General features: G+C 58.5%; 18 protein-coding genes and 4 pseudogenes. 10 read left to right on the top strand and 12 right to left on the bottom strand.

Annotated elements, in window-relative coordinates; genetic code table 11:
- Nucleotides 1–541 precede the first annotated feature (541 nt).
- Nucleotides 542–883, top strand: a complete 342-nt coding sequence (locus PKE80_RS25285) for a transcriptional regulator domain-containing protein (protein WP_373877733.1) — start codon at nt 542–544, stop codon at nt 881–883.
- Nucleotides 804–1,349: a DNA -binding domain-containing protein gene (locus tag PKE80_RS03150; protein WP_051586921.1), complete on the top strand. Its 546-nt coding sequence runs from the start codon at nt 804–806 to the stop codon at nt 1,347–1,349. The genes PKE80_RS25285 and PKE80_RS03150 overlap by 80 nt, the downstream gene beginning before the upstream one ends.
- Here the strand turns inward: PKE80_RS03150 and PKE80_RS03145 are convergent.
- Complete coding sequence (locus PKE80_RS03145; protein WP_008827695.1) at nt 1,346–1,855, bottom strand: helix-turn-helix domain-containing protein; 510 nt, start codon at nt 1,853–1,855, stop codon at nt 1,346–1,348. The two genes, PKE80_RS03150 and PKE80_RS03145, sit on opposite strands and share 4 nt — an antisense overlap.
- A 215-nt stretch (nt 1,856–2,070) precedes the next feature.
- Between PKE80_RS03145 and PKE80_RS03140 the strand changes: the two genes are divergently transcribed.
- From PKE80_RS03140 to PKE80_RS03125, 4 genes are all read left to right on the top strand, one after another.
- Nucleotides 2,071–2,886 (top strand): GntR family transcriptional regulator, encoded by an 816-nt coding sequence (locus tag PKE80_RS03140; RefSeq protein WP_309298975.1) that lies wholly within the window; start codon nt 2,071–2,073, stop codon nt 2,884–2,886.
- A gap of 231 nt (nt 2,887–3,117) precedes the next feature.
- A complete protein-coding gene (locus tag PKE80_RS03135; protein ID WP_162177395.1) occupies nt 3,118–3,249 on the top strand; it encodes a benenodin family lasso peptide in 132 nt (43 codons plus the stop codon).
- A gap of 61 nt (nt 3,250–3,310) precedes the next feature.
- Nucleotides 3,311–3,997, top strand: coding sequence for a lasso peptide biosynthesis B2 protein (locus PKE80_RS03130; RefSeq protein ID WP_211150524.1), 687 nt, complete (start codon nt 3,311–3,313; stop codon nt 3,995–3,997).
- Complete coding sequence (locus PKE80_RS03125) at nt 3,994–5,718, top strand: asparagine synthase-related protein (protein ID WP_211150525.1); 1,725 nt, start codon at nt 3,994–3,996, stop codon at nt 5,716–5,718. The genes PKE80_RS03130 and PKE80_RS03125 overlap by 4 nt, the downstream gene beginning before the upstream one ends.
- Nucleotides 5,719–5,755: 37 nt before the next feature.
- Here the strand turns inward: PKE80_RS03125 and PKE80_RS03120 are convergent, their stop codons facing one another.
- The 5 genes from PKE80_RS03120 to PKE80_RS03100 form a co-directional block, all read right to left on the bottom strand.
- A complete protein-coding gene (locus tag PKE80_RS03120) occupies nt 5,756–7,852 on the bottom strand; it encodes an Atxe2 family lasso peptide isopeptidase (protein WP_271181235.1) in 2,097 nt (698 codons plus the stop codon).
- Between the two features lie 2 nt (nt 7,853–7,854).
- Nucleotides 7,855–10,590, bottom strand: a complete 2,736-nt coding sequence (locus tag PKE80_RS03115) for a TonB-dependent receptor (protein WP_271181234.1) — start codon at nt 10,588–10,590, stop codon at nt 7,855–7,857.
- A gap of 94 nt (nt 10,591–10,684) precedes the next feature.
- Nucleotides 10,685–11,686, bottom strand: a complete 1,002-nt coding sequence (locus PKE80_RS03110; protein ID WP_271181233.1) for a FecR family protein — start codon at nt 11,684–11,686, stop codon at nt 10,685–10,687.
- A gap of 10 nt (nt 11,687–11,696) precedes the next feature.
- Entirely contained in the window at nt 11,697–12,224 is a 528-nt protein-coding gene (locus PKE80_RS03105; RefSeq protein WP_271181232.1) for an RNA polymerase sigma factor, read from the bottom strand.
- A complete protein-coding gene (locus PKE80_RS03100) occupies nt 12,224–13,048 on the bottom strand; it encodes a hypothetical protein (RefSeq protein ID WP_271181231.1) in 825 nt (274 codons plus the stop codon). Before PKE80_RS03100 ends, PKE80_RS03105 begins: the two co-directional genes overlap by 1 nt.
- Nucleotides 13,049–13,356: 308 nt before the next feature.
- Here PKE80_RS03100 and PKE80_RS03095 point away from each other — a divergent pair, with 308 nt between their 5' ends.
- Nucleotides 13,357–13,569, top strand: coding sequence for a hypothetical protein (locus PKE80_RS03095; RefSeq protein WP_271181274.1), 213 nt, complete (start codon nt 13,357–13,359; stop codon nt 13,567–13,569).
- Between the two features lie 46 nt (nt 13,570–13,615).
- Here the strand turns inward: PKE80_RS03095 and istB are convergent, their stop codons facing one another.
- Nucleotides 13,616–14,356, bottom strand: a complete 741-nt coding sequence (gene istB, locus PKE80_RS03090; protein WP_271181230.1) for an IS21-like element helper ATPase IstB — start codon at nt 14,354–14,356, stop codon at nt 13,616–13,618.
- Nucleotides 14,357–14,366: 10 nt separating this feature from the next.
- Nucleotides 14,367–15,101 (bottom strand): annotated as a pseudogene (locus PKE80_RS03085) (Mu transposase domain-containing protein); the annotation flags it as partial.
- 91 nt (nt 15,102–15,192) lie between these two features.
- On the opposite strand from PKE80_RS03085, the gene PKE80_RS03080 reads away from it, so the two are divergent.
- Nucleotides 15,193–16,133, top strand: a protein-coding gene (locus PKE80_RS03080) for an IS630 family transposase (protein WP_271181229.1) whose coding sequence is annotated in 2 segments (ribosomal slippage) — nt 15,193–15,538 and nt 15,538–16,133 — 942 coding nt in all. Because the reading frame shifts where the segments join, the coding sequence is not laid out codon by codon here.
- A gap of 7 nt (nt 16,134–16,140) precedes the next feature.
- On the opposite strand, the pseudogene istA reads toward PKE80_RS03080, so the two are convergent.
- A pseudogene (istA, locus tag PKE80_RS03075) lies at nt 16,141–16,941 on the bottom strand (IS21 family transposase); the annotation flags it as partial.
- Nucleotides 16,942–17,141: 200 nt separating this feature from the next.
- On the opposite strand from istA, the pseudogene PKE80_RS03070 reads away from it, so the two are divergent.
- Together PKE80_RS03070 and PKE80_RS03065 are read left to right on the top strand one after the other, a co-directional pair.
- A pseudogene (locus PKE80_RS03070) lies at nt 17,142–17,768 on the top strand (IS110 family RNA-guided transposase); the annotation flags it as partial.
- A gap of 42 nt (nt 17,769–17,810) precedes the next feature.
- Nucleotides 17,811–18,101: pseudogene (locus PKE80_RS03065) on the top strand (transposase); the annotation flags it as partial.
- On the opposite strand, the gene PKE80_RS03060 reads toward PKE80_RS03065, so the two are convergent.
- From PKE80_RS03060 to PKE80_RS03050, 3 genes are all read right to left on the bottom strand, one after another.
- Nucleotides 18,094–19,305 (bottom strand): tetratricopeptide repeat protein, encoded by a 1,212-nt coding sequence (locus PKE80_RS03060; RefSeq protein ID WP_271181228.1) that lies wholly within the window; start codon nt 19,303–19,305, stop codon nt 18,094–18,096. The pseudogene PKE80_RS03065 and the gene PKE80_RS03060 overlap by 8 nt on opposite strands.
- Complete coding sequence (locus PKE80_RS03055) at nt 19,247–21,451, bottom strand: GumC family protein (RefSeq protein WP_271181227.1); 2,205 nt, start codon at nt 21,449–21,451, stop codon at nt 19,247–19,249. The genes PKE80_RS03060 and PKE80_RS03055 overlap by 59 nt, the downstream gene beginning before the upstream one ends.
- Before the next feature lie 94 nt (nt 21,452–21,545).
- Nucleotides 21,546–22,880, bottom strand: coding sequence for an O-antigen ligase family protein (locus tag PKE80_RS03050; RefSeq protein WP_271181226.1), 1,335 nt, complete (start codon nt 22,878–22,880; stop codon nt 21,546–21,548).
- Nucleotides 22,881–22,936 lie beyond the last annotated feature (56 nt).

Here is a 22,936-nt window from a genome sequence, read left to right as displayed (position 1 = left end):
CCGAGGGGGCACGGCTCGTCGGCCAAGGGTGTGACTGACAAACTGGTACGCCCGCGCGCGACACTGCTGAAAGAAGGCGTCGTTAACCTATTAGTGATGGTCAAAGGGGCGGGCTCTTTCCAAAAGCCTGCTCGAAGGCGGCGCCCTTCTACACCGCACTGCAGATGAGCACACGTTGTCTCAGAGCCGCGTTGATATCGAGTGGCATTGCCGCTAGGGCTGGCAGCGCGGGTGCCGCGAGATAGGGGCGCGCCACTGGCCGGGGGTTATCGGCTGCAGGCCCATTCCGAAGCAGCGGACCCTTACTCGTTGAGGTGTTCCACCACCCGCCCCCTTCCCGAATCGCCTGGCCGACGAGAAAGCTGCGGGAAACGCGTCGGCATCAGGTGGGCGGACCGCGAGATTTCCGCGAAGGCGCGAAGCCAAGTTGCGTTTCATGTGGTTCTGACCGCAAAATGTCGCCAATTTGCAGTGGTTTAAACGAAGTGTCACGAAGCATCAGTGTCCATTGGCTGTCTCACAGATCCATGGAGCACCGCCAATGGCATGTCCTGCTTTGTCTGAACCTCACCCCCAGATCGTTGCGCGCGCTCTGCCTGATCCAGCGCTTCTTTCTGACCCCCGTGCCTTTGCCTGGGAAGTTCTAAGGCGCCGGGGCGACTATTGCGCGGCCGTGCCTGCCAACAGGCGGGTCGGCATTCGCGATGGCAAAATCGAGGTGATTGTCGCCGTCACGGCAACGCCGCAGTGGGGCTTGCGCTTTCGAGGAAACCCCAGAGCTGAATGCCGCCAACGCTCGGCTGATGTGGGATCACAAACTGGATCCCCTGACGATAAGGGCGACGGCACGTGCATGTTCGGCGCAAAGTGCGGACGCGTTTGACATCCATCGCAGCAAACTTGGCGTCACGGTACTAAAGGATCGGGCCGGCGAGGAAGCGCTAATTGGCTATGGCCGCAATGCCGTCCGGCTGAGCATTCACGAGGGCTCGCTGCTCGATGGGCCGGTTTGCCTGACATACCATCTGTCAGGAAGGGAGCATTTCGCTCGCCGGATATTGGCCTTGCGCCAACTCGACGCGATTATGCGGTTAGGTCGCGTTACAGCCGGTGTGTCCACGCCAGCGTCTAACCCGAGCCGTCCCATAATGCTGCTACGAACGCTTAACGCGCTGGCCAGTCATTCCTCGGCACATTTAATCGCGTGCTCGCTGTTCGGCGAGGAGGTCGTCGCGCGCGATTGGGGCCACCCATCCGATTACCTGAGGATGCAAACTCGGCGGCTCATCAGCCGCGCGCGGCGTCTAGCTGCCGGAGGCTATGTCATGCTGCTGCGCGGTATCCACTAAGCGCGTTTCTTGCGCAGGCCGCGAACGCTGAGATTTCCCAGTGAAATCGAATTTCCCTGGCGCCCTTCAAAGAAGCGGCTGAGCGTCGTCTCGTTTTCCCGCAGCTTGGCCCCAAGATCCTTGAACACGCGTTCAAAGCCGCCAATCAGATTCGGCGGCTCCAGCAAGGCTATATCCCTACCGTGCTCCTCGAAGAAGGTTTCAAGGAGCATCATCATGATATAAACGAGCTTGGTGTCCGCGCAGGCGACCGCAAATTCGGAAGAGCGAAACGGCACTGAAAAAAGGATCGCAAAGGGATCGCTGTCGGTGGCCTCCGCGAATTCGCATATGCGGGCAATATCCAGTCGGCTGCGTCCGGCCTCGAAATTTTCATAGCTACGCAGCGCCATGCCCATGCGCTGGGCCACTTCGGCCGTACGCAGACCACGCTCGCGTCGAATTTTGCGAAAGGCCGCGGCAAGGGTGTCACCACCGTTTGCAAACCGAGCCGACACCGAATCCATCTGCAGCCCCTTTCTTCCCGAGACTGGTCGCTTGACCGGACTACCGCCAGAGGGCCGAGCCTACCGTAAACGCCCTTTGCGGCAAGTCGATTCTCGGAAGAAAGCAACTGCAATTAACGACAGGTCGAATCAGTAGGCATTCGAGCGTGGAAAACGGCGCAAGAATTTGGCGCGTAACCCGCACGATTTCTACGGATCGCACCACCTTTCTTTGGATGCAGACTGATTCGCTACTCTTGAAAGGCGGTGAGAAATCGCACTTTGCTCGACGCTTAGCCGTTAGCCTGCCTTACCCTGTCAACCCACTGATGACAGAGGAAGGCTATGACCAGCGTGCATCTCGAGTTCAACCACTTCCCCCACATGCAGCAAGGTCCGAGGATGGTGGACGACAACGCCGGCGCGAGCATGGCCTGCTTGGTATGAATAGATTGGGGCCAGCAACCAGGCGCGCGTACGACTCGATCCGGCACCGGCTTGCCCACCTTGAAGTGCGACCAGGTGGCCGAATCGAACCTCTCATGGTGGCCGATGAGCTGAGCATCAGCGTGACACCAGTGCGAGATGCACTGCACATTCTGGCAGGCGAGCACCTCGTCGATCTCCGCCATGGCGACGGCTACTTCGCCTTCCCTATGGAAGAAGCCGATTTGCGCGAGCTTTACGATTGGAACCAAGAGTTGGTTCTTTCGGCGCTGCGCCGGCGCACACTGTCCGGCATAGCGCTGCCAGAAGAAGACTATGATTACAGTGTCCAGGCCGTTGAAAGGATATTTACCGCTATTGCCCGCGCCTCATCCAGTCTGATCCACGCGGAGGCAATGCGCTGGACAAACGCGCGGCTCGGCGCCGCGCGGCATATCGAAATGACCTATGAATTGAGCGGTCGAGAAGAGCTGTCGGCGATCCACGCGGCGGCTTCGTCGCAGGATTTAGCAGGACTGCGGCGTCTGCTTGCGACCTACCATACCTCTCGTAAGCGCATGGCCAGAACTGTTATCAAAGCAATGCGCACTCAAGCTGAAATCTAAGCAAATCCCGCCGAAAGGCCCCTCCATTTAGCCAATATATGCCTATCAACACATCCAAGTTCCCAAAAATGGCCGTCTTGGAGAATTAATTTTCAGCGTTTTGCGCTTTTTATTTATGAAGACATTTTTACTTCCGCATATATTCGTTGCATATTTTCCATATATCCTTCTTCCCAACAACTCTCAGGGTCATAATTCCGCTGCTGCATGTCGCAGCAACGGAGAAATGTCATGGAGCATGTAGAAGAAGATACCATGGTCGAGCTTGGTGCGGTGAGCACCGAGACCAAGGGTGGCCAAGTCGGGATCAATGATTTCGAGCGAGGTCTTCAGCTCACCGGCAGCGGTCTCACGGACGACTGACCATAAGACGCGCGTGCCCCTTATGAAGGGGCACGCGCCCTTTTCGGGGATGCGCGGAATCATGCGAGTACGTGAAGGTCTCTTCTGGTGCATCTGCACGGACCGCGCCGTCTTCCTTGATATTGAACAGGACCAGTACTTCACACTTCCCCATGCCTTGCAGGGCGCGTTTCAGAGTTGGGCCGCGGGCGGCGATCCTGGCGAAGCCGCGCTGCAGCGCCTTTTGCGTTGCAACATCCTGGCTTCCGGCCCGGGAGAGTGTGATCGCCGCCCGCTTTCGCTTGTGCCGATCCGGCGCGACTATGGCGCTCGCACCGGATCCAGCTCAGCACCCACGGCGCGAGGGAACCTGCTGGAGGTTGCGAGGGCCGCACTGGCTCAGCATCGCGCCGAGACTGCGTTGCGACGTTTTCCCTTGGCACAGGTTCTGGCGGACCTGCCCAAGGCCCCCTCCCGCCTGGCCTCGCTTTCGCGAGATGTTGTCGATGGTCAGCGAATCGGCGCAGCCTTTGCCACGACAGCGCAAATGATGCGCTCTGCAGACAAATGCCTGCCTCGGGCGCTCGCAGCCTGGCGCTTGTGTGTGAGGCGAGGTCTTCGCCCCGTTTTGACGTTCGGCGTCCGCATGGATCCTTTCGCGGCGCACTGCTGGATTCAACTCGGCGACGCCGTCGTCGTTGGCGACCTCGAACAAGTTCGCCTGTTCACGCCGATCATGTCTGTCGCATGCGACCACGTTATCTCTTGAGTATCGCGCACGGCGGCGTGCATACCCCCTCTGCAGATCGCCTGGCGGAGCTGACAGGTCTGGACGTAATCCACCAAGAGCACCCTCTGGTGGCGCTCGCTAATCCGGCGGCGTTGACCCCTTTTCCGACAAAAGGCGGCGTCGTTCTAGGCACCCTCTTCCGTCGCAATGACCGTGAGAAGCGTGACGACTGCTCCCAGCCGTTCGATGCAATGCCACCGATCAGCACCGAAAGCGATCTGCTTACGCGCTTCTGGGGCGGCTATGTCTCGGCAAAAACCGACGGCACTTGCTCGAGCGTGATGCGCGATCCGTCCGGCGCTCTTCCTTGCTATTTCACGCGTACGGCGAGCACCACCTTCATGGCCTCGGACATCGATCTGCTCCTCGCAAGCGACACTGTACGCCCCGCGATCGACTGGCCGGCACTCGCACGCTTTCTCTATTGGGATGGCCTGCCAACTGCAGAAACCGTATTGGACGGTATCAGCGAATTGCTTCCGGGTTTTGCTCTCAGGCTCGAAGGCGATAGCGCGGCGCTTACCGCAAAATGGTCGCCATGGGCCTTCACCACGCCCGTTGCGGGAAGGCACATTGCCATCGCCGCCGACCGACTGCGGCAGACTGTTCAAGACTGCGTAGCGGCATGGGCTTCGCTCTATCCTCGTGCCCTGGTTAGTATATCGGGCGGGCTGGATTCGTCCATCATCGCAGCCTGCCTTGCCACGCCAGGCGTTTCCGCCACATGCGTCACGATGTTCACGGACGATCCGATGGGAGACGAGCGCGCGTATGCCCGGTCCTTGTGCAGCCACTTGGGGCTTGGACTGACCGAGCAGCGTTTTGAAATGGCGGGGATTGATCCGGCCCGCGCGCTTGGCGACCACCTGCCAAGACCCATCGGCCGCGCCCAGGAGCAGGCTTATGAGGCTGCCAACGTCGCGGCCGCGACGCAAGCGGGCGCCGCAGCATTCTTCACCGGCAACGGCGGCGACAACGTCTTTGCCTATTCCCAATCTGCCGCCGCGATCGCTGACCGAGCACTCCATGAAGGATTATCCCCTGGTCTTTTCTCCACCATCCAAGATGTCTGCAGGCAGACGCAGAGCGGTGTCTTTCCGGCGCTGCGTGCGGCATTGCGCCTCACCCTCCGACCACCTTCCTATCGCTGGCGCCCTACTCCCGCTCTGCTTGAGCCGAGCCTCTGTGCCGCTTTGGCGGTGCAGCCCGCCGCGCACCCGTGGCTTGTTGCGCCTTCTGGGGCGCTTCCGGGCAAGGCGGCACATATCGCGGCCCTCCTTCGTCCGCAGTTAAGCCTGGAGCCGGATCGCAGTCGCCACCTTCCGGTCATCACCCCCCTGCTATCCCAGCCGATTGTCGAGGAATCACTCGCGATTCCCAGCTGGCAGTGGCGCCATGGAGGCCGTGATCGGGCTGTAGCCCGCGAGGCCTTCGCCACTGCTCTACCGGCGCAGATCACCGCCCGGCGATCAAAGGGGAGCCCCGATCCGTTCTGCAACGCCATTATCCGAGAGCATCATAGCCTTATCGAGCGACGCCTTCTCGATGGGCACCTCGCGCAGCAAGGTCTCATCGACCGACTGGCAATTGAGAAATGCCTTCGCCGCGAGTGCATGATGGACGCTGAACGCAATGTCCGCCTCCTCCAACTGCTCAACGTAGAAGCCTGGGTCACGGCCAAGCTCGGCGAAGGATCCTGAGGCGGATCCAGGACAACAGAGAATCGCCTCTGGAATTTCACGAATTTCCTGCCGAAAGCTGGTCGCGACGCAGTGCCTCCCAATGGCTGAGTTCCCTGGGCCGAGCGTATGCCGCAGGGCGCGTGTCCTTGAGCCAGTAATCGAACCAGTCGAGCGAGCGCTGGTACTGGGCCAGACGGTGAGCGGGTTGCCACTTGATGTGATGCTCGCCTGGGAACACGAACATGTCGATCGGCACCTTTGCCTCGCGCAGCGCCGTATACGTAACGAGCGCGCTACTGTACTCGTCGTCCGACAATTGAAGCAGGATTGGGGTGCGGATCCGGTCCGCGTTGTACGACAGCGCGATCTGACGCCAGAAATCCTCGGCCTGCGTGCTGCGATCCGTCAGCTTAGGGTAGCCATAGAAGTAAAAACTCTTCGCAGCCCCGGGCCCACCCCTTGCGGTCATTGTGGGATCATAACAACACTGGCTCATGGCCGCAGCTGAAAAGAGCGTGCTATGCAGCAGCGCGAACATGACCGTCGAAGCGCCATCGCTCAGACCGGTGATGCCGACACGCTTGGGGTCAGCTATACCCCGCGCGATCGCCAGGCGGACGCCCTGCTCGACTGAAGAGAGGACGCTGCGGCGATCCGCGAAATCCTTGAGGTTGATTCGATCGGCTTCGGCGAAGTCCGTGGTCCGGGACAAGCCGATCGATGCGGGTTTGCTTACGCTGAGTACGGCGTAGCCCCGATTGGCGAAGGCCTGGATGGGATAGTCGTCGCCTGTCCCTCCTCGCAGAAACCCCCGTGTATGATACTGCACCACCACCATCGGATAGTGCTCGCCAGGCTGATAGCCCACCGGCAGGACAAGATCCGCGATCGAAGGCAGGCCATAAGCATTGGTAAGATGCAGCCGCTCGGCTTTTCCGAGCGACAGGCCCGCAAACTCCGGGTTGGGATCGAACAGGACCTGTCGATGGCCGGTTCGCGGATCAAGTCGTTCAAGTCGGCGCGGGATGAGAGAGCTTTCGCGAAGGCAGATCAACCCATCGCCGTCGGGCACACAGTCGACCAGCACGTCGTCAGTGACATAGATCCTTCGTGGGCTTCCATGGCCAGGCCGCCACTGGTAAATCGCGGTTGAACCGTCAGCCCAGCCCTCCCGCCGCACAAACCGGACGTAGCCTTGCCTGGTCCACCAGGGACGACGAACACCTGCGCACACTGCATCTGGGCATGCGAGCGATCGACGGTCGGCAAAATCCACTGTCAGACGGCCCAACTGCTGCCAGTATGTCGGTGCTGCCGTATCGAGCCACGCCCGGTCGCCACGCGGATTGCTCGCTTCTTTCCAGGTCCCTTCGCGCGGGCCTCCCGCCTCCAGACCTTCGCGCTCCTCGTTTGTGGCCGGGCGCAGCGCACCGGAAGACAGGTCCATGAACCAGACCATGCGCTGTACCGGGGCCGGCGGGAAAGGCCGCGGGCTGGAACCCGGAGCAAAACGCTCATCATAATGGAAACCCGTTAGACCCTCATTATCGATAGCCTGGTTCGTCTCACGCAAAGACGCGACGGAAAAGACGAGGCGGTTGCCGTCCCCCGCCAGGTAAAAATCCTCAACATCGTCATCACTGCGCGTGATTGGCGCGCTGCGGCTTCCATCGGCGTTGGCTCGCCACACTTGCGTGACCGGTCCCTCGCGCTTGAGATAGGCAAACCATCGCCCGTCAGGCGACCAGTGCGGCGTGATGACTTTGGCAATCCCCGTCGGCGACCCCGCGTGCGCCCTCAGATCCAGCGTCGTGCGGATGAATTCCCCGCCGCGATCGACAATACGCACGGGCTGGCTGCCTGTCACATCCGCCACCACCATGGCGAGACAATAGGCGTTGCCCTGCGGGTTGGCGCGCCGCAGCTGGAACGCGAGATGCTTGCCATCGGGCGACAAGGCCAGGATACGGCGGTCCTCGCTGGGGGTATCGACAGGCCCGATGTCACGCAGGCGGGCCAGATCCTCGGCAATCAGCGCCCGGCGAACCGCATTTCCCGACTCCGGCAGCAAATCTGCGCAGTCCTGGCTATCCGCGGCGTGCACCGGCCAAGACAGCAAGGCCGTGGCCAGGGCGCAGATAGCATGGCTCATCCTTACCATGATTTGGTCACCGCCAGGCTGACGAACCGACCGATCGAGGACTGATTGGTCGAATCGAAAGGAATTGCCGCAGGATCGCTCGTCCTGATCACGTCTGGCTTCTCGTTCAGGATATTGAGCGCGGAGACGCGCAGGTCGACATTGCGAAGCAATCCTGCCTGCGCAGTGCTGCGAAAACCGGCACTGAGATCAAGCGTCGTGAAGGCACCGATCGCCGCGGGGACGACAAAACGGTCGTCGACAACACCGCCGGCGTAGTTCAGCGACGCAGCGACCTGAGTATTGGCCCGCTCCCAGTTCAGCCCGCCCCGCACCCGCCAATGCGGCGGAGTGAAGATTACGCCGGATCGCTCCAACGGTGCCTGTCCGGCGCTCAGCTTGCGGTCGGCATCAAGGTAGCTGGCTGCGGCCGTGAGCGTAAGGGTATCCCCTTCACCCAATGCGGCTCGGTAGAGGGCCGAGATATCAAGCCCGCGGGCGCGTTCGCGCGCAGTGTTGCGCAGGCTGGTGTCGATGATCGCTCCAACGCCCGCAGGGTCGAACGGGCCGCCACTTTGATTGCTCAGCCCTTCGGGCAGGCCTGCGATTATCGCCTCGATCTGCTGCGCCGAGGGATTGAAAGTGATGAAATCGGCGAAGGCCGGATTGCCGAGCGAAGACAGCACCGATGTCACCGGCGAGGCGATCCGCTGACGGTAATCGACATCGAAATAGGTGGCCGTTATCTCAAGGTCCGGGATGAAGCTGGGGCGAAGTTCGAAGGTAGCCGTCCAGGTTGTTGCACGCTCGGCGCGCAGATCCGGATTGCCGCCGCCCAGCAAGAGAACCGTCGCCCCTGCAGGCAAGCCAGGGCTTGGCTGGGGCGCAAACAGGCTCGCAGGCAGCAGGCTGCCTGCCTGAACCTGATTGATCTGATTGAGAGTCGGAATCTTGAACGATCGCCCCCAACTGGCCTTGAGGGTAACGTCGCGGTGAGGAGCATAGACGATCCCGAACTTGGGGGTCGCGACTTCGTCGATGCCCTCATACCGCTCGTAACGCACCGCCGCGCTGAGATGGAGATCGTAAAAGCCGCTCGAGCGGTTCGCCGACCCGACGACTGGTACAGCAAGCTCGCCGTAAGCGAAGAGACTGTTGCGTTTTTCGCGCGCATCGCGGGTCGTCACCGAGGCGCCGCCGACAATTTGGCTGACGTCAATATCGAGCCCGAACTTGCGGTAGCCTGCGCCGATTGCGAGGCGCGCGTCTCCGCCGGGAAGGCGTACCAGCGGTCCTTCCGCGCTACCCTCGATATTGGTCAGGTGGTTCTCGTAAGTAAGCCGCCCGGGCGAATCCACGCCAGCGGTAAAGCGATGCGATAGAATGTCCGTTTTGCTTACCGAGCGCGTGAATTCCAAAGACGCGGTCCACTGCGACGGTAGCTCGATCCGCACGACCGGCGTGAGGGCCCACGTGCGCACGCGGGGACGATTGACCAGTCCGTCGGTGTAGGCGTCCCGGGTCACAAAGAATGCCGTTGCCTTGCGCGAGCGGCGATCGGCGACCTGGGCGTCTATCTCGAAGGTCACGCCTTCAGCCAGTCTCTGATGCCCTGCGACAACGGCACTGAACTGGGAATTACGCAACAGCAACATCTGCGATTCGTCGAGATGGCGGGTGTAGCTTCGATCCGCTGCGGTGATGGGCGACGAGTGGGTATAGTCGGCAGCCACCATCACACCGCCGGAATTCCACCGTGCGCCGGTCACGCCGGTATACTGCTGCTGGCTGTTACCACCGTCAGTGGAAGCCCCATAGCGGGCGCTGACCTGCGCACCGGAATAGTCGCGGCGCAGGACGATGTTGGCGACGCCGCCTACCGCATCGGACCCATAGAGCGCCGAGGCGCCGTCCGCGACCACTTCGACCCGTTCAATGGCAGCGAGGGGAATCGTCGATATATCGATACCCTGATTGAGCGCATCGTAAGCCAGGCGATGGCCGTTGATCAGAGTCAGCGTGGCGTCGGGGCCGAGACCCCGCAAGTTAAGCGTGGCCGAGTTGTTGATATTGTTCTGCCCGCCCTGGTCCCCGCCTCCGGCAACACCCGGGTTCTGTCCGCCAGTGAAATTCTGCAGGAGGATCCGTGAAAATCCCGCCATATCGGTGATGCCAGCGTCCTCTAGCGCCTGACGAGTGGCCGTCGTGCGCGGCGACGGACTGGCCGCGCCGCGAATGCGGCTCCCTGTCACTACGATCTCTTCATCGCGTGCAGTCATCGGATCTGGCGCGGATCGTTCGGTTCCTACGCCTGACGCCGCAATCGAATCAGGAATTGGTGCGGCCGTCTGCGACGCGGCATCAGCCTCTCCTGACACGGTCAAGGCACCGGTACCCGGGCGTGTGCCGTACCGCTCCAGCACGATGACGCGTTCGTTGACCTGTCGAATGTGGAGGCCCGTGCCCTTGATGAGACGGTCGAGCGCGACACGGGCGGGAAGCTTTTCGCGCACCGCCGACGCCGTCCGGCCAGCCACATTTTCGGGAGCATAGATCAATTGCAGGCCCGATTGCCCGGCAAAAGCCGTCAATGCGGCCTGCAACGATCCGCCAGGAATATTGAAAGCGATCGCTTTCGAGCGCGCTCCCCGGGCCTGCACTGATCCATTTGCGAGCAAAGCACACGACAGCGCGGCATAGGTAGCCGCTCCATAGAGAAGTGAAAGAGATCCCCTCATTTTCATAGCCATATCCCATTGATACGCATCTGCAGTGCAAGGGCAAAGCACCCGGGATCTGCATCAGCATTGTTTGGGAATAAGACGTGCGGGGAGTGCAGTAACCCTAACGGGATTGATCATTTTCTTTTTGCGTAATGACCCGCTCTGATAAACGGATGCGTCCAGCCTTGTCGAAAGTCTGCTCCACCGGCAACAGAGCGGAGACTGCGGCCGCGAAGCTCTCGCTATCACCAGCTTCGAAGGAACCGCTGATGCGGCGGGTGCCCAGTTGCGGTGTGCCTAGAACGATCTGCCTCCCGCGATGGCGATTGATTTCGGCGACAGCATCAGCAAGCGGCGCATTTTCGAAGATGATGCGCCCCTGGGTCCAGGCGGTGACGGCCTCTGCGTTCACGCGCTCCAACGTGGCCCCACCTGCTGATGATCGCCATTGCTCGCCGGGACTTAAGCGGATGGTTTTTCCATCGGCAGCGCGGACCAGAACGCTGCCCTCGATCAGGGTCACGAAGGTCGTCTTCGCACGAAGCGCGACATCGAAACGGGTTCCGGTGGCTGTCACGGTGACCCCGCCCGCGGTCACCGTAAACGGCCGCGCCTTGTTGTGCGCCACCTGAAAAACCGCCTCGCCGCTCCGCAACTCCAGTTGCCTGGCCTCGGCGGTGTACTTAACGCGCACGGCTGTCTCGACGTTGAGATTGAGGCGTGATCCATCTGCCAGTGCGATCATTCGCTGTTCGCCTGGAGGTGTGCTGAACGTCTCCCCTTTCGTGCTGAACGCACCTATCCCGGCAAATACGAGGAGCAGCCCGGCACAACCGATGGCGAGGACAGCCAGGGCGCGCGGTATTCGAGGAGCGCGTCGCCGGGATTGACTGCGCGCCTCGGCCTGCTCGATGGCGCGCAGAATTGCCGGGCGCTCGCCCACCTTCGCCGCCGTCGACCAGAACCGTTCCGCATCTTCGAAAGCTTTGGCATTGTCCGGATCGCGGCGCCAAGCGAAGAAATCGTTGAGCGTACCTTGGGATACCGGTACTGTCTTGAGGCGGGCGAACCACCGGGCTGCGTCCTCGCCCCGTTGCCGCGCCGCGAAATCCTCCTCGTCCATCCCCTGCCGCCTAGCCCCGCAATCTATGGGCGCAAAGCTCGATAGCCCTGCCGATCCGCCATTCGACGGTTTTCACCGAGATCCCAAGCTGTGCCGCGATGTCTCGATTCGTCATCGAGCGAAACCGGCTCAATATGAATACATCACGGATGCTTTCGGGCAAATCGAGAATTGCCCGCTCGAGCTCCAGATTGCCCTCTTGCTCCGCCATCGCGGAAGGATCGATGCTGTCTCGGCAACTATCGAAGACCAGACGCAAATGACTGCTGCGCACATGCTCGCGGCGCCGCCCATCTCGAAACAGGTTGACCGCCACACGCGAAAGAAACGCGCGGGGATGCTCGACATCGCTGAGCGAGGTGTGGCTGATCCGCAGCCATGTATCTTGCACGATGTCGTCTGCTTCGGATGGCTGGACGTGCAGCGTACGTACTAGGTATCTGTGAAGCCACCCAGAATGGGATGAATGCCAAGCTATCAGGGCGTGCGCATCGGAAATACCTTTTTTGCGGCCGGGTGGAACGTCTGGAGGAGACATCACACTTGCTCCACGCAAATATGTGGCGCACATTTGCTATTTTCGCATTTTATATGAATGGGCCATAAAATATTTATCTGAAAGAGATTGTCTATCTTGGAATGTATATTTTCATATATCGAAATTTTTTGTAATTTTAATACACATTTACAAATTTTTACTGAGCATAGACATATAGATTGCACAAAATCAGAACATTTGTGATCGCCGCCAGCATTAACAAGGCGTGCCTTAGCAACACTATTGCAGTAAAAATATAATTTACGCCCCCCAACACCGAAGGAATTAAAATATAAAATCTTATAAGAAATAAGTCGCAATAAATTGAATGTTTCTTTAAATTTATTGCGCGTAATTATCAATTTTATATAAAGATAAAATCTTACTAATGAATTAATATTTATATTTTTATCAATTGGTGTCGATGTAATATTATTAATATTTTTCCCATTAACCATGAATTTGGCGCCGCGCGCCGAAGCACAAAATTTATTAGCCCGCCATGTCGGGCCGCCGTGCTGCGATGAGACAGAACTAAGATCGTCCATCATATTCCTCCGGTCCGCATTTGAGCGGGTGAAAGGGATAGACGAGACAAATGCGAACTGGTCCCGAACTCCCGCACGCTTAGGCGCGGGAGCCGCCGGAGCTGGTAACATGCCAGAGACATGCGCCGCGGCCTTTAACCCGGAGGTCTGGACATGCGCAACGGCACCCCGGAAAACAGAGTTTCCCGAGCTTGCTTCTCTGGCGGGATTACCAGTCCCGGCGCTGCCGTTTACGCAGCGCGAGCCATGAATAACAGACGCAGATGCGCTCGCCAAGAGCGCCGTATGCGTGTTTTGGAAAGTCCTGGACTGCGATTCCGTTAAGTCGCGGAAAGTGATTTCAAAAAGTCTCGGACAGGCATTTCACCCGACCGTATCCGGTAAAAATCCCCCACATTTGCAGATGCTCCGAGGCTGGTAGTTTCGTACGCATCCGCTGAGCGGCGCCTTGCCGGTGGGATGATGGATCGGTCTTAAGGTCGCAGTTATTTGCGAACTTAGGAGCGGTGTTGGGTAAGACCGTATGTCCGCTGCGCGACTGAGGGCGGCCCTACGCTTACACTGTGTTGGCGAGGGCAGCGCAGGTGCTGAGCCTTCGCTATCGCGGAGATGGTGTCATGGATGAGCTACGAGAGGCGTTCGTCGGCATTGACGTTGCAAAGCTACGCAACGCCGTGGCCGTTGCCGACGGCGGACGCATGGGCGAAGTAAGGTATCTGGTTGCGGATTCCGACCATCGCGCGCAGGCATTCCGATTTGATGCCGCGCAGCGTTCCGATCTGATCGCGCGCAGTTGAAGCGCCTGATCGTTGGTCGTGGATGTCACCTATGTTGGCGCCTTGGTCAAGCCGCGGCGGTGGCGGCATTTCGACGCATGGATTCACCTTCGAGTTCTAGGCGGTGTGCGTTGTGAACGAGGCGGTCCAGGATGGCGTCGGCGTAGGTCGGATTGTTTATGGTCTGATGCCAGCGGGGCACCGGAAGTTGGCTGGTGACCAGCGTGGAGCGCTGACCGTAACGGTCCTCAAGGATTTCGAGCAGATGGTGCCGGGCGTTGCCGTCGAGAGGCTGAAGCCCCCAATCATCCAGGATCAGCAGATCGACCCGGGCAAGGCTTTTCAGGCGAGCAGCGATACGGACGTCACCCTTGGCCAAGGTGAGTTCGTCGATTAGCCGCGGCAACCGGGTGTAGAGAACGGAACGGTTATCACGGCAGGCCTTGTGACCGATCGCACAGGCCAACCAACTTTTCCCGATGCCGGTCGGGCCGATGATGGCCAAGTTCTCGTGCCTGGATATCCATTCGCCAGCGAGCAACGTCTCGAAGAGCCGGCGGTCAAGACTGCGGCGCGTTCGGTAATCAACGTCCTCGGGCACGGCGCGGTGTCGCAGCTTGGCATGTCGCAAGCGCAGAGCGAGGCGCCTGTCATTTCGGTAGGTGGCCTCGTGGTCGAGCAGCAGTGCCAGCCATTCTGCGTGGCTGAGACTGGCTGCGTCATCGTTGCTTTCCATCTCGGCGAAGGCCTTGGCCATGCCGGCGAGGCCGAGTTGGCCCAGAAGGTCCAGAGTGGGATGCTTCAGCATTCTTGCTCCTTCAGTTGTAGTAGCTCGAGCCGCGGATGTTGGAATGGATGATCGGCTCTTGCTCGGGGGATTGGGGAACGGGCACCTGGTCGAGGCCCTTCTCGAGGATCGATTTAACCGACGGGTAATTGCGCGCCTGGATCTCCAGCGCGCGCAACGCCGCAGCTTCGAGGCGCTCGGGACCGAAGCGTTTTTCGAGCCCGATGATGCCCAGACAGGATCGATAGCCCTGTTCGGGATGGGGCTTTGCCTCGATGACCTTCTCGACCAGCAAGGATAGCATCGGCCCGATCCGGCTTGCCTCCTGCCGGATTTTCGCCAGCGTCCATTCGCCGTAGCGCCGGTGGCTGGATGGCATGTGCTCGGGGACGGTGGTGTGCCGGCCATTGCCGCTGCTGCGCAGGTGCACAGCAATGCGCTCGCCTCCCAGGAAGATCTCGACGGTACTGGCAGTGAACCGGGCTTCGACCTCGCGGCGCGCGAAGCGGTGCGGAACAGAGTAATGATGTCGCTCGATCGCGATATGGTAATCGAGCCCGACGCGGCAGCGGCGCCATTCGGCATGAACCCACGGCTCTGCCGGCAGCGGCTTGAGGTTTGGAACATCGACTTCGTTGAACAACTGGCGGCGCGTCTTGCCAAACTGGCGCAGCACGCGCCGGTCATTGAGATCGGCAAGGCACTCGGCGATCGCCGCGTTGACCTCCGCGAGGCTGTAGAAGATTCGGTTACGCAAGCGGCCTAGAGCGGTTTTCGACCATTTTGAATCGGCATGGGATTCCCTTGGTGTGCGATTTCTGATTCAGAATTCGTGCTGGTGAAGGAGGCCGGCATGGATGGCTCTTTCGATCGATTTGCGCACTCGGCTTTTGGCAGCGGTAGATAGTGGATCGAGTTGCCGTGCTGCGGCAGACCGGTTCGGTGTAGCACCATCAACGGCAGTCCGCTGGCGAGCACAGCAGCGCAAGACGGGTGACATTGCCCCAAAGCCGCGCGGCGGGGATATGCGCTCGCGGCGGATGGAAGAGCGGGCAGCGGACATTCTGGCCATTTGGGAGAAGCGCAGGGACATCACCCTCGAAGAACTGCGTTTGGCGCTTGCGGACAAGGGCATAGACGTTTCCGTTGCCGGGCTACATCGCTTTTTTGTTCGCCGTGGACTGACGCGCAAAAAAAGACAGGCCATGCGATAGAGCAAGATCGACCAGACGTCCTGAAGCAGCGTCAGGACTGGTTCGAGGGTCAACTCGATCTCGAACCGGAGCGCCTGGTCTTCATCGACGAAACCTGGACCGCGACCAATATGACCCGCAGCCACGGTCGTTGCCCGAAGGGCGAGCGGTTGCGGATGGGCTTCCCGCACGGCCACCGCAAGACCACCACCCTGGTCGCCGGCCTGCGCATGACTGGGATGGTCGCGCCCATGGTCCTCGATGGGCCGATCAACGGCGACTGGTTCGAGGCCTATGTCGCTCAGGTCCTCGTCCCGGAACTGCGGCTCGGCGACGTCGTCATCATGGACAACCTATCGAGCCACAAGCGCGCATCGGTGCAGGTGCTCATCGAGGCCGCAGGCGCAACCCTGCGATTTCTTCCGCCCTACAGCCCCGACTTCAACCCGATCGAGAAAGCGTTCTCCCGCCTCAAGGCTATGCTCCGTAAAGCGGGAGAGCGAACGGTCAGCGGCCTGTGGAGCTTGATCGGCAAACTCGTCGATCTCTTCCAGCCCCAGGAATGCGCCAACTACTTCAGATCATGTGGCTACGAACCAGAATGATCGAAAACCGCTCTAATAGCCAGCGCTCGACGATACCGACGCAGGCTTCGACCTTGGCCTTGTCCCGCGGCTTGCGCGGCCGCGTCGGCAGGATCGCCGTACCGTAATGCCGCGCCATGTCGGTGTAGCTTCGGTTCACCTGAGGATCGAAGTGACAGGCCTTGATCACCGCCACCTTGGCGTTGTCGGGCACCAGCAACTGGGGAACGCCGCGGAAGAAGGCGAAGGCGGCGTTGTTGCCCGCGATCCAATCGGGAAACTGCTCGGTCCATGTCGCCAGCGCAAACGACAGGCTCGATCCTCCCATTACGGCAACGAAGATGTGGGCACCGCGGACTTCCCCGGTCCTGCGGTCCACCACGACCGGCACCGTGTCGCCAGCGTAGTCAAGGAACAGCTTTTCGCCTCCGGCATGGCTCTGGCGCATGACCAGCGGCAGGCGGCCTTCCCACCGGCGGAACAGATCGCAGAACCGGCTATAGCGATATCCGTCTGGATGCTCGGCGCGGTACTCCTCCCAGAGCACCTGCAGCGTCACGTGTTTGCGCTTCAGTTCGCGCGCTACCACCGGCCAGTCCGGCTCCGGAAGCTTGCGCCGTCCCGGCTTTACGCCGGGAACGCCGTAGAGCCGCTCCTCCAGATCCGCATCGCCAATCTCGGGCGGCAACGGCCACGACAGCCCGGATTGATCAAACCGCCTGAGCGTGTCGCGCACCGTGGTTGCCCCCGTCCGGACATGCTCTGCTACCGCTCGGGTCGAGAGCCTGGCGTCCAGGCTCAGTCTCAATATCTCGCGCACATGGCGCATCATAACCCTCCTCGTCGGCATCCAATCCTCCTGGCTGCTCAGCCAGGGAACTGGTCCCAACGATCAGGCTTCACGTCATCCCAAACTGCGCGCGATCATCTCGGAATGCTGCGCGGATAATTCTCGGAACGCTGCGCGCGATCACCTCGGAATCCTGCGCGCCATCAATTCGGAATGGTGCGCGCGATAATCCCGGAATCCGCAATCTGGGCGAGTTCGACGCTGACGAGGCGAGCATGCGACGCCTGGTGAAGCGGCTTGCCGCGAAGCACGAAAGCGTGATCTTTTGCTATGAGGCAGGGCCGACGGGATACGGGCTTCATCGGCTGATCCAGTCGATGGGCTTCGAGTGCACGGTCGTCGCGCCTTCGCTCATTCCACGGCGCCCAGGCGATCAGGTGAAGACCAACCGGCGCGATGCGATCGGACTGGCTCGGCTGCTCCGCGCAGGAGAACTCACCGCAGTATGGGTGCCGGACGAAGGTCATGAGGCTATGCGCGATCTGGTTCGCGGCCGCTCGGCAGCTGTCGAGACGCAGCGCGTCCATCGCCAGCACATCACGTCGTTCATGCTCAAGCATGGCAGGATCTTCCCACGGAAGAAGACGTGGTCGATGCGATATCTGCGATGGCTGCAGGAACAGCGGTTCGACCATCCGGCGCACCAGATCGCCCTTCAGGAGATGGTCGATGCACTGCGGCTGGCCAGCGAGCGGATCAAACGCATCGAAGCGGCGATCGAAGAGTTCCTGCCAAGCTGGTCTCTCGAACCCCTCGTGCGCAGCCTACAGGCCCTGCGTGGTGTCGATCTGATCGCGGCGGCCAGCGCGCGGCCATCCTCTACACCCTGATCCAGACTGCTCGCCTCAACGACAAGGCTCTGCTTGCCGACAAAGGGGTATGATGGTGATGCCGTTCGCGAAAACCTGCTGATGCAGGACATCCTGCCGATCATCCCGCCCAAGTCCAACCGCCGCGAACCCATTCCTTGCGACTTTCGGCGTTACCGGGATCGCAACCGCATCGAGCGCATGTTCGGTCACCTCAAGCAGTTCCGCCGGGTCGCCACCCGCTACGACAAAACTGCTTTGTCCTTCGCAAGCTTCCTAAATCTCGCCGCTATCCGAAAATGGCTGCCACACTTTGTCAACGCTACCTAAACATTCTAATGACTGGCGTCATAATTTTGCCTGTACCCATACGAACCACCACACGCAGTTCTTGAATTTGGCAATTCGCAGTGGGAACTGTAAACTCCATCTGGCCCTTGCTCCTTTGGAGAAGTTTGATCAAATACCAACCGCTCTTAGCGCCAGTACAAGCTATATACCACTCCGCGCCTCTCGCTGACATCCGCGTATCCAAAGTGTATTTAGCCGGCGCTAACTGAAGATAGCGACGAGCTATTAAGTGCCGAATAGCGTCAGAATTCTCATATAATAATACAGCACCATCTTCTTCTTTCGCAACATCCAAACTTATACCAGCGCTATCGGGATAGCGCCAAGACAAGGGCCCTGGCTCCCGATCAAGTGCGCCGAATGCAAGAACGTCGGGATTTTGCGAACTTTCGTTGGAACACAGCGCTTGCCAAAGCGCAGAGGCCTCGGCGGCCTTACCATGAAGCACTAGTCGATCAGTTTCGTCTGACAAGACGTGGCAATTAAACAAAGAATAGCGCGATGATAAGTTCTGAGATAACTTTTTTACAGTCGATGCCGGTAGATTTCTCGCCGACCAAACTAGGAAGCTAGGCACCCAATCGCCTTCATGAAGAACTAAAGCATCATTAAAGGCTGCGAGGCCAGCTGGTCGCATCAAGACGGCCTGAGTTAAGTCTCTCACCCAACTTGATTGATCGCCTTGACGCCATAAGCCAAGTACGCGCTGTGCTGCGATTTTTGAATCCTCATTCTGCAGGGCAGAAAGAATGACTAGTCGTTGAACAAAGCGATCACGCCATCCTCTTTGAGCTGCCAATTGCAACGCCGGCTCAGCGGCACTTACCTGCCCGCTGTTGAGCAAAGCCATTCCATAGAGAGATAGGTTCTCCGCTGGAATAGGGCGCCGCTCCAAAAGTTCGCGCGAAAATCCTGCCGCACCAAAATAGTCATTTCGTTCGAATGCTTCTCTAGCAAGAACCTCAAGGGCATATCCCTGAAATGGAGCGGGCACCACTCGAGCAAGCGCAGCATCTCTCCGAGTTTGGCGATCCAATTGAACGCCGATTGCAGTCATCGCCACAGCAGCAATGGCTAAATACCACCCAACCGCAAGAATGCCTGCACCAACTTTTCTCGAAATCTTACCGTTTTTCATTCGAGCCATAGCTGTAATAATTGTATGCGTAATATTCGTACTCACTGTCGCCCGCACGAGGTTCAAATCGGTTAAGAGCAACGCCGAGAACATTAGCTCCGACCAACGTAAGACGCCGTAGAGCAGATTTTACGGCACCGCGATGGAAGCCCGCGCCATCGATTACAAAAAGCACGCCGTCAGCATGACTAGAAAGAATGACAGCATCAGACAGACCCAAAAGTGGCAGCGAATCGATCACAACTAAGTCATACCTTTCGCGCGCGAGCGCAAGGAATGCAGTAAGACCTTCTCCAGACAGTATTAATGCTGGGTCTGGCGGCGTAGGCAAACCAGAAACATAATTAAGCGTCTCGATATCAGACGGAGCTACAACTTGATCGAAAGTTTTGTTTCCAGTCAAAACATCCGTAAGGCCCGATTTTCCTTCATCCCCCATGATCCGATGGAGCGTCGGGCGCCGAAGGTCAGTATCAACCAAAAGCACCTTTTTCCCTAGACTTGCAACATCTCGAGCAACGGTGCGTGCTGTGGTAGACTTCCCTTCACCTTCCTTTGAACTCGTGATGGTCAGGACCTGCGGAAGACCGGTAGCGGTCGAGTATTGAAGGTTCGTTACAAGCGAGCGATAAGCCTCGCTAACGCCCGAACGGCGATCTGCGATTCTCTCGTCAATGCTCTCCTCATCCTTTAGCATGGGAATAAGCCCGAGCAGGCGAATGCCAAGCTTGCGCTCGACATCCTCTGGTGTGCGGATCGCGTCATCGAATATCTCGCGAAGGAACACAGCGGCTGCAGCAAAAATTATGCCAAGAACAAGCGCCAATGCAAGATTGACAAACAAAATTGGCGAAGACGGATCGCGAGGAACCTCAGCACGGTCTACAATGGTAATATTGTTATTCGACGCCCCAGCAGTGGCACTAATTTGATTATAGCGTGAGAGCAACGTTTCATACAATGCTCGGTTCGTGTCAGCCACTCGCTTCAGCACTGAGTACTGAACGCCACGGTCTTGTTCATTCAAAGCGTCGTTCTGTAAACGGTTCACACGGCTCACGAGGGACTTTTCCCGTTCCGCAGCAGCTACGTAGTCAAGGTAGGCTGACTTTTTAATTGAGTCCGCCAGAACATTAATGCGCCTGTCAAGCTCACTAATCTGCGCTCGCTTTGATTTAACAGTCGCAAACTCCTCCAAGTGGCGCGACCGCTCTTCCGCGAGATCACCTTGGATTTTTGTTTTCTCGCTTACAAGCTGCTGAACGGCTTGGTTAGACGTAACCTCAGGTACGCTTAAAGCCGGTTGGTTGGATAACGTCTTCCAACGATCTTCGGCCGCAATGCGATCCGCGACGGACTTAGAGGCGGCCTCGTTCAATTGCACAAGCGTACTGTTTGTTACTGAGAGAGCAGATTCCTCCGGCCCATTTGCCCCTTGACTTGTAACGCGGATGAGTCCTGCAGCGCGGGCGTATTGATTTAGATCATGCTCCGACTGAGTGAGCTTCGCACGCGCCTCTGCCAACTGGTCACCGAGGAACTGACGTGCATACGACGAACTTTGGTACTTTTGATTGAGATTATATTCTACGTACCGCTGTGCGTAGAGATTTGCCATTTGGGCAGACAGGACTGCGTTGCGGCTCACAACAGTCAAGGTTGCAATTCGGCTATCGCGCGGCAGATCAACCTGAAGATTCTTCAACAGGAGATCAACGGCTTCATCCTCACGGACCGCCTCAAGCTTCTTACCAAAAAGACCGTCATTAGAGGGGACGCCGCCGCCCAGGGCAGAAAAAAACATATCGTCCTTCGAAAAACGACCGCTTTTCACTACCAATCGCGCAAGCGAGCGACTCTGAATAATCCCCAGCTGCGTTTGCAAGAAGCGGTCAGTATCCCAACCAGCCCCAATTTTCTGCAGTTCGCTGCCTTCGATTATCTGATCCGCTTGGTCCTCGATCAAAACCTGAGCACTTGCCTTGTATTTAGGAGTAATAAGGAGCGTAGCAACGACTCCAAGCGCTAACGTAGCAACTATGGTCGCTGCTATTAGCAGTACGTTGCGACGAACCGCACTGATAACCGTCCTAAAGACGGCAGCGAGATCAGGTCCTTCGCTGTGTTCTTCGGGATAATCCTCGCTGACATCCCTGTCGAAAACCACGTTTTGCAAGTCTTTTCCCGCCATTTGTTTGCAGCGCAGAAACCTACGCCAATCTCGACCTCGACCACCGATTCCCAAGCTCGCGACCAGTCACAAGCCTACGATGAAATCGGTCCTCCTACTCACGCTCGCGCGCCTGAACTAGTGACGCCGGCAACAAAAATGCCAGCATCAATCCGGCCACACATAGCATTGCCTCGCTTCGTAAAGGATAGTCCAAAACGGACTGAAACGCCAAGAGAGTGAAGATGGCGGCCGCCGCGAGCTTACCTCCGTCATTTTGGGACCCGCGTATTCCGCTTGAAATAGCAAAAAAAATCGTTCCGATCCAGCTGACAACGAGCACGCCCCCCAGGCCACCCGATTCGATAAGAACTTCAAGATAATCGTTATGCGCCCGCCCTGCCCGTCCGGGGCCGACGTTTTCAAGAGCTTCATCCACCTGAAACACGTCGTCAAAACTCCCTACTCCGGCACCGATCGGCCAAAACCGCTTGGCGGAAGAAATGGCGTCTTCCCAAATTGCGGGTCTCGCATCTTCAAGATGATCGAAACGCGACAAGCTACCCTGAAGCCTTTCATTTCCTACTGCAATCAAGATTAGAATGCTCAAAAGTCCCGCGACCGCAGCCAACAGCGTTCGCTGCAAGCCGGTCACTCGAAAATGCGCGCGGAAACTCCACAAATAATGTACAAGCAAAATAAAAGGAATTACGCCGAGAACCATGCTCGAACGCGATCGTGTCAAAAACAGCCCTGCAAGCAATAACAATCCGACGCCGGACGTGACGCTAATCGTAACCACGTTCACACGCGAACACATCAATAATCCAATCAGCGCGCATAGAGTGATATTCAAGAACAGCCCGGCCGTATTGCGATTTGCAAAGACGCCCTGCAAGTCAGGCGTTCCAATAGTTTCGGAGTAGAACATAAGGTGCCTATTGCCGAGCGCCATTTGCTGAGCACCCAGCAGGACTTCAAAAACGCCGCAGGCGACAAGCAGGGCCAAGAGCGCCGGCCTACGATGCTCTTGGAGCTGCGTCGTTAAAATTAAAATAGTAAGTGGTGGGAGTAGCGAGAGGAACGCTACCAAAGTGCGCCGCACATTAAGCGACATCGGCATCCAGTCGTTACGGTGGCCGACGATTTGCAGCGACTGCTCTGCCAGCTGACGCCCGGGCAACATATGCCATAAGGCTGACGGAAGCGGGATACATTGCAGCAACGGAAGCAAGACCGTAACACCGACCAACACAGCGACATGCCGAGGCGATTTCCTAAAAAAGCTCGATAAGGTAGTAGGGTGTAGTGCTAGCACCAAAATTGCTGCAAGCTGGACGGCTAAATTGGCTAGTCCGGCTCCAGCCCCCCCTCCCCCTAACAGGAAACCTAAAATCAACAAGATGCCGACAATAAGAAGATTACGATCAGGTGACAATGTTCTACGCACGCGTCGCCTTTGCCTTGAATTCGAACGAACAGACTGCCTCCTGGATCTACCATGTC

It is taken from the genome of Novosphingobium resinovorum (assembly GCF_027922145.1).
GTDB lineage: Bacteria > Pseudomonadota > Alphaproteobacteria > Sphingomonadales > Sphingomonadaceae > Novosphingobium > Novosphingobium resinovorum.
Note: the sequence above shows the minus strand (reverse complement) of the source record. Positions and strands in the feature narration are given on the sequence as shown.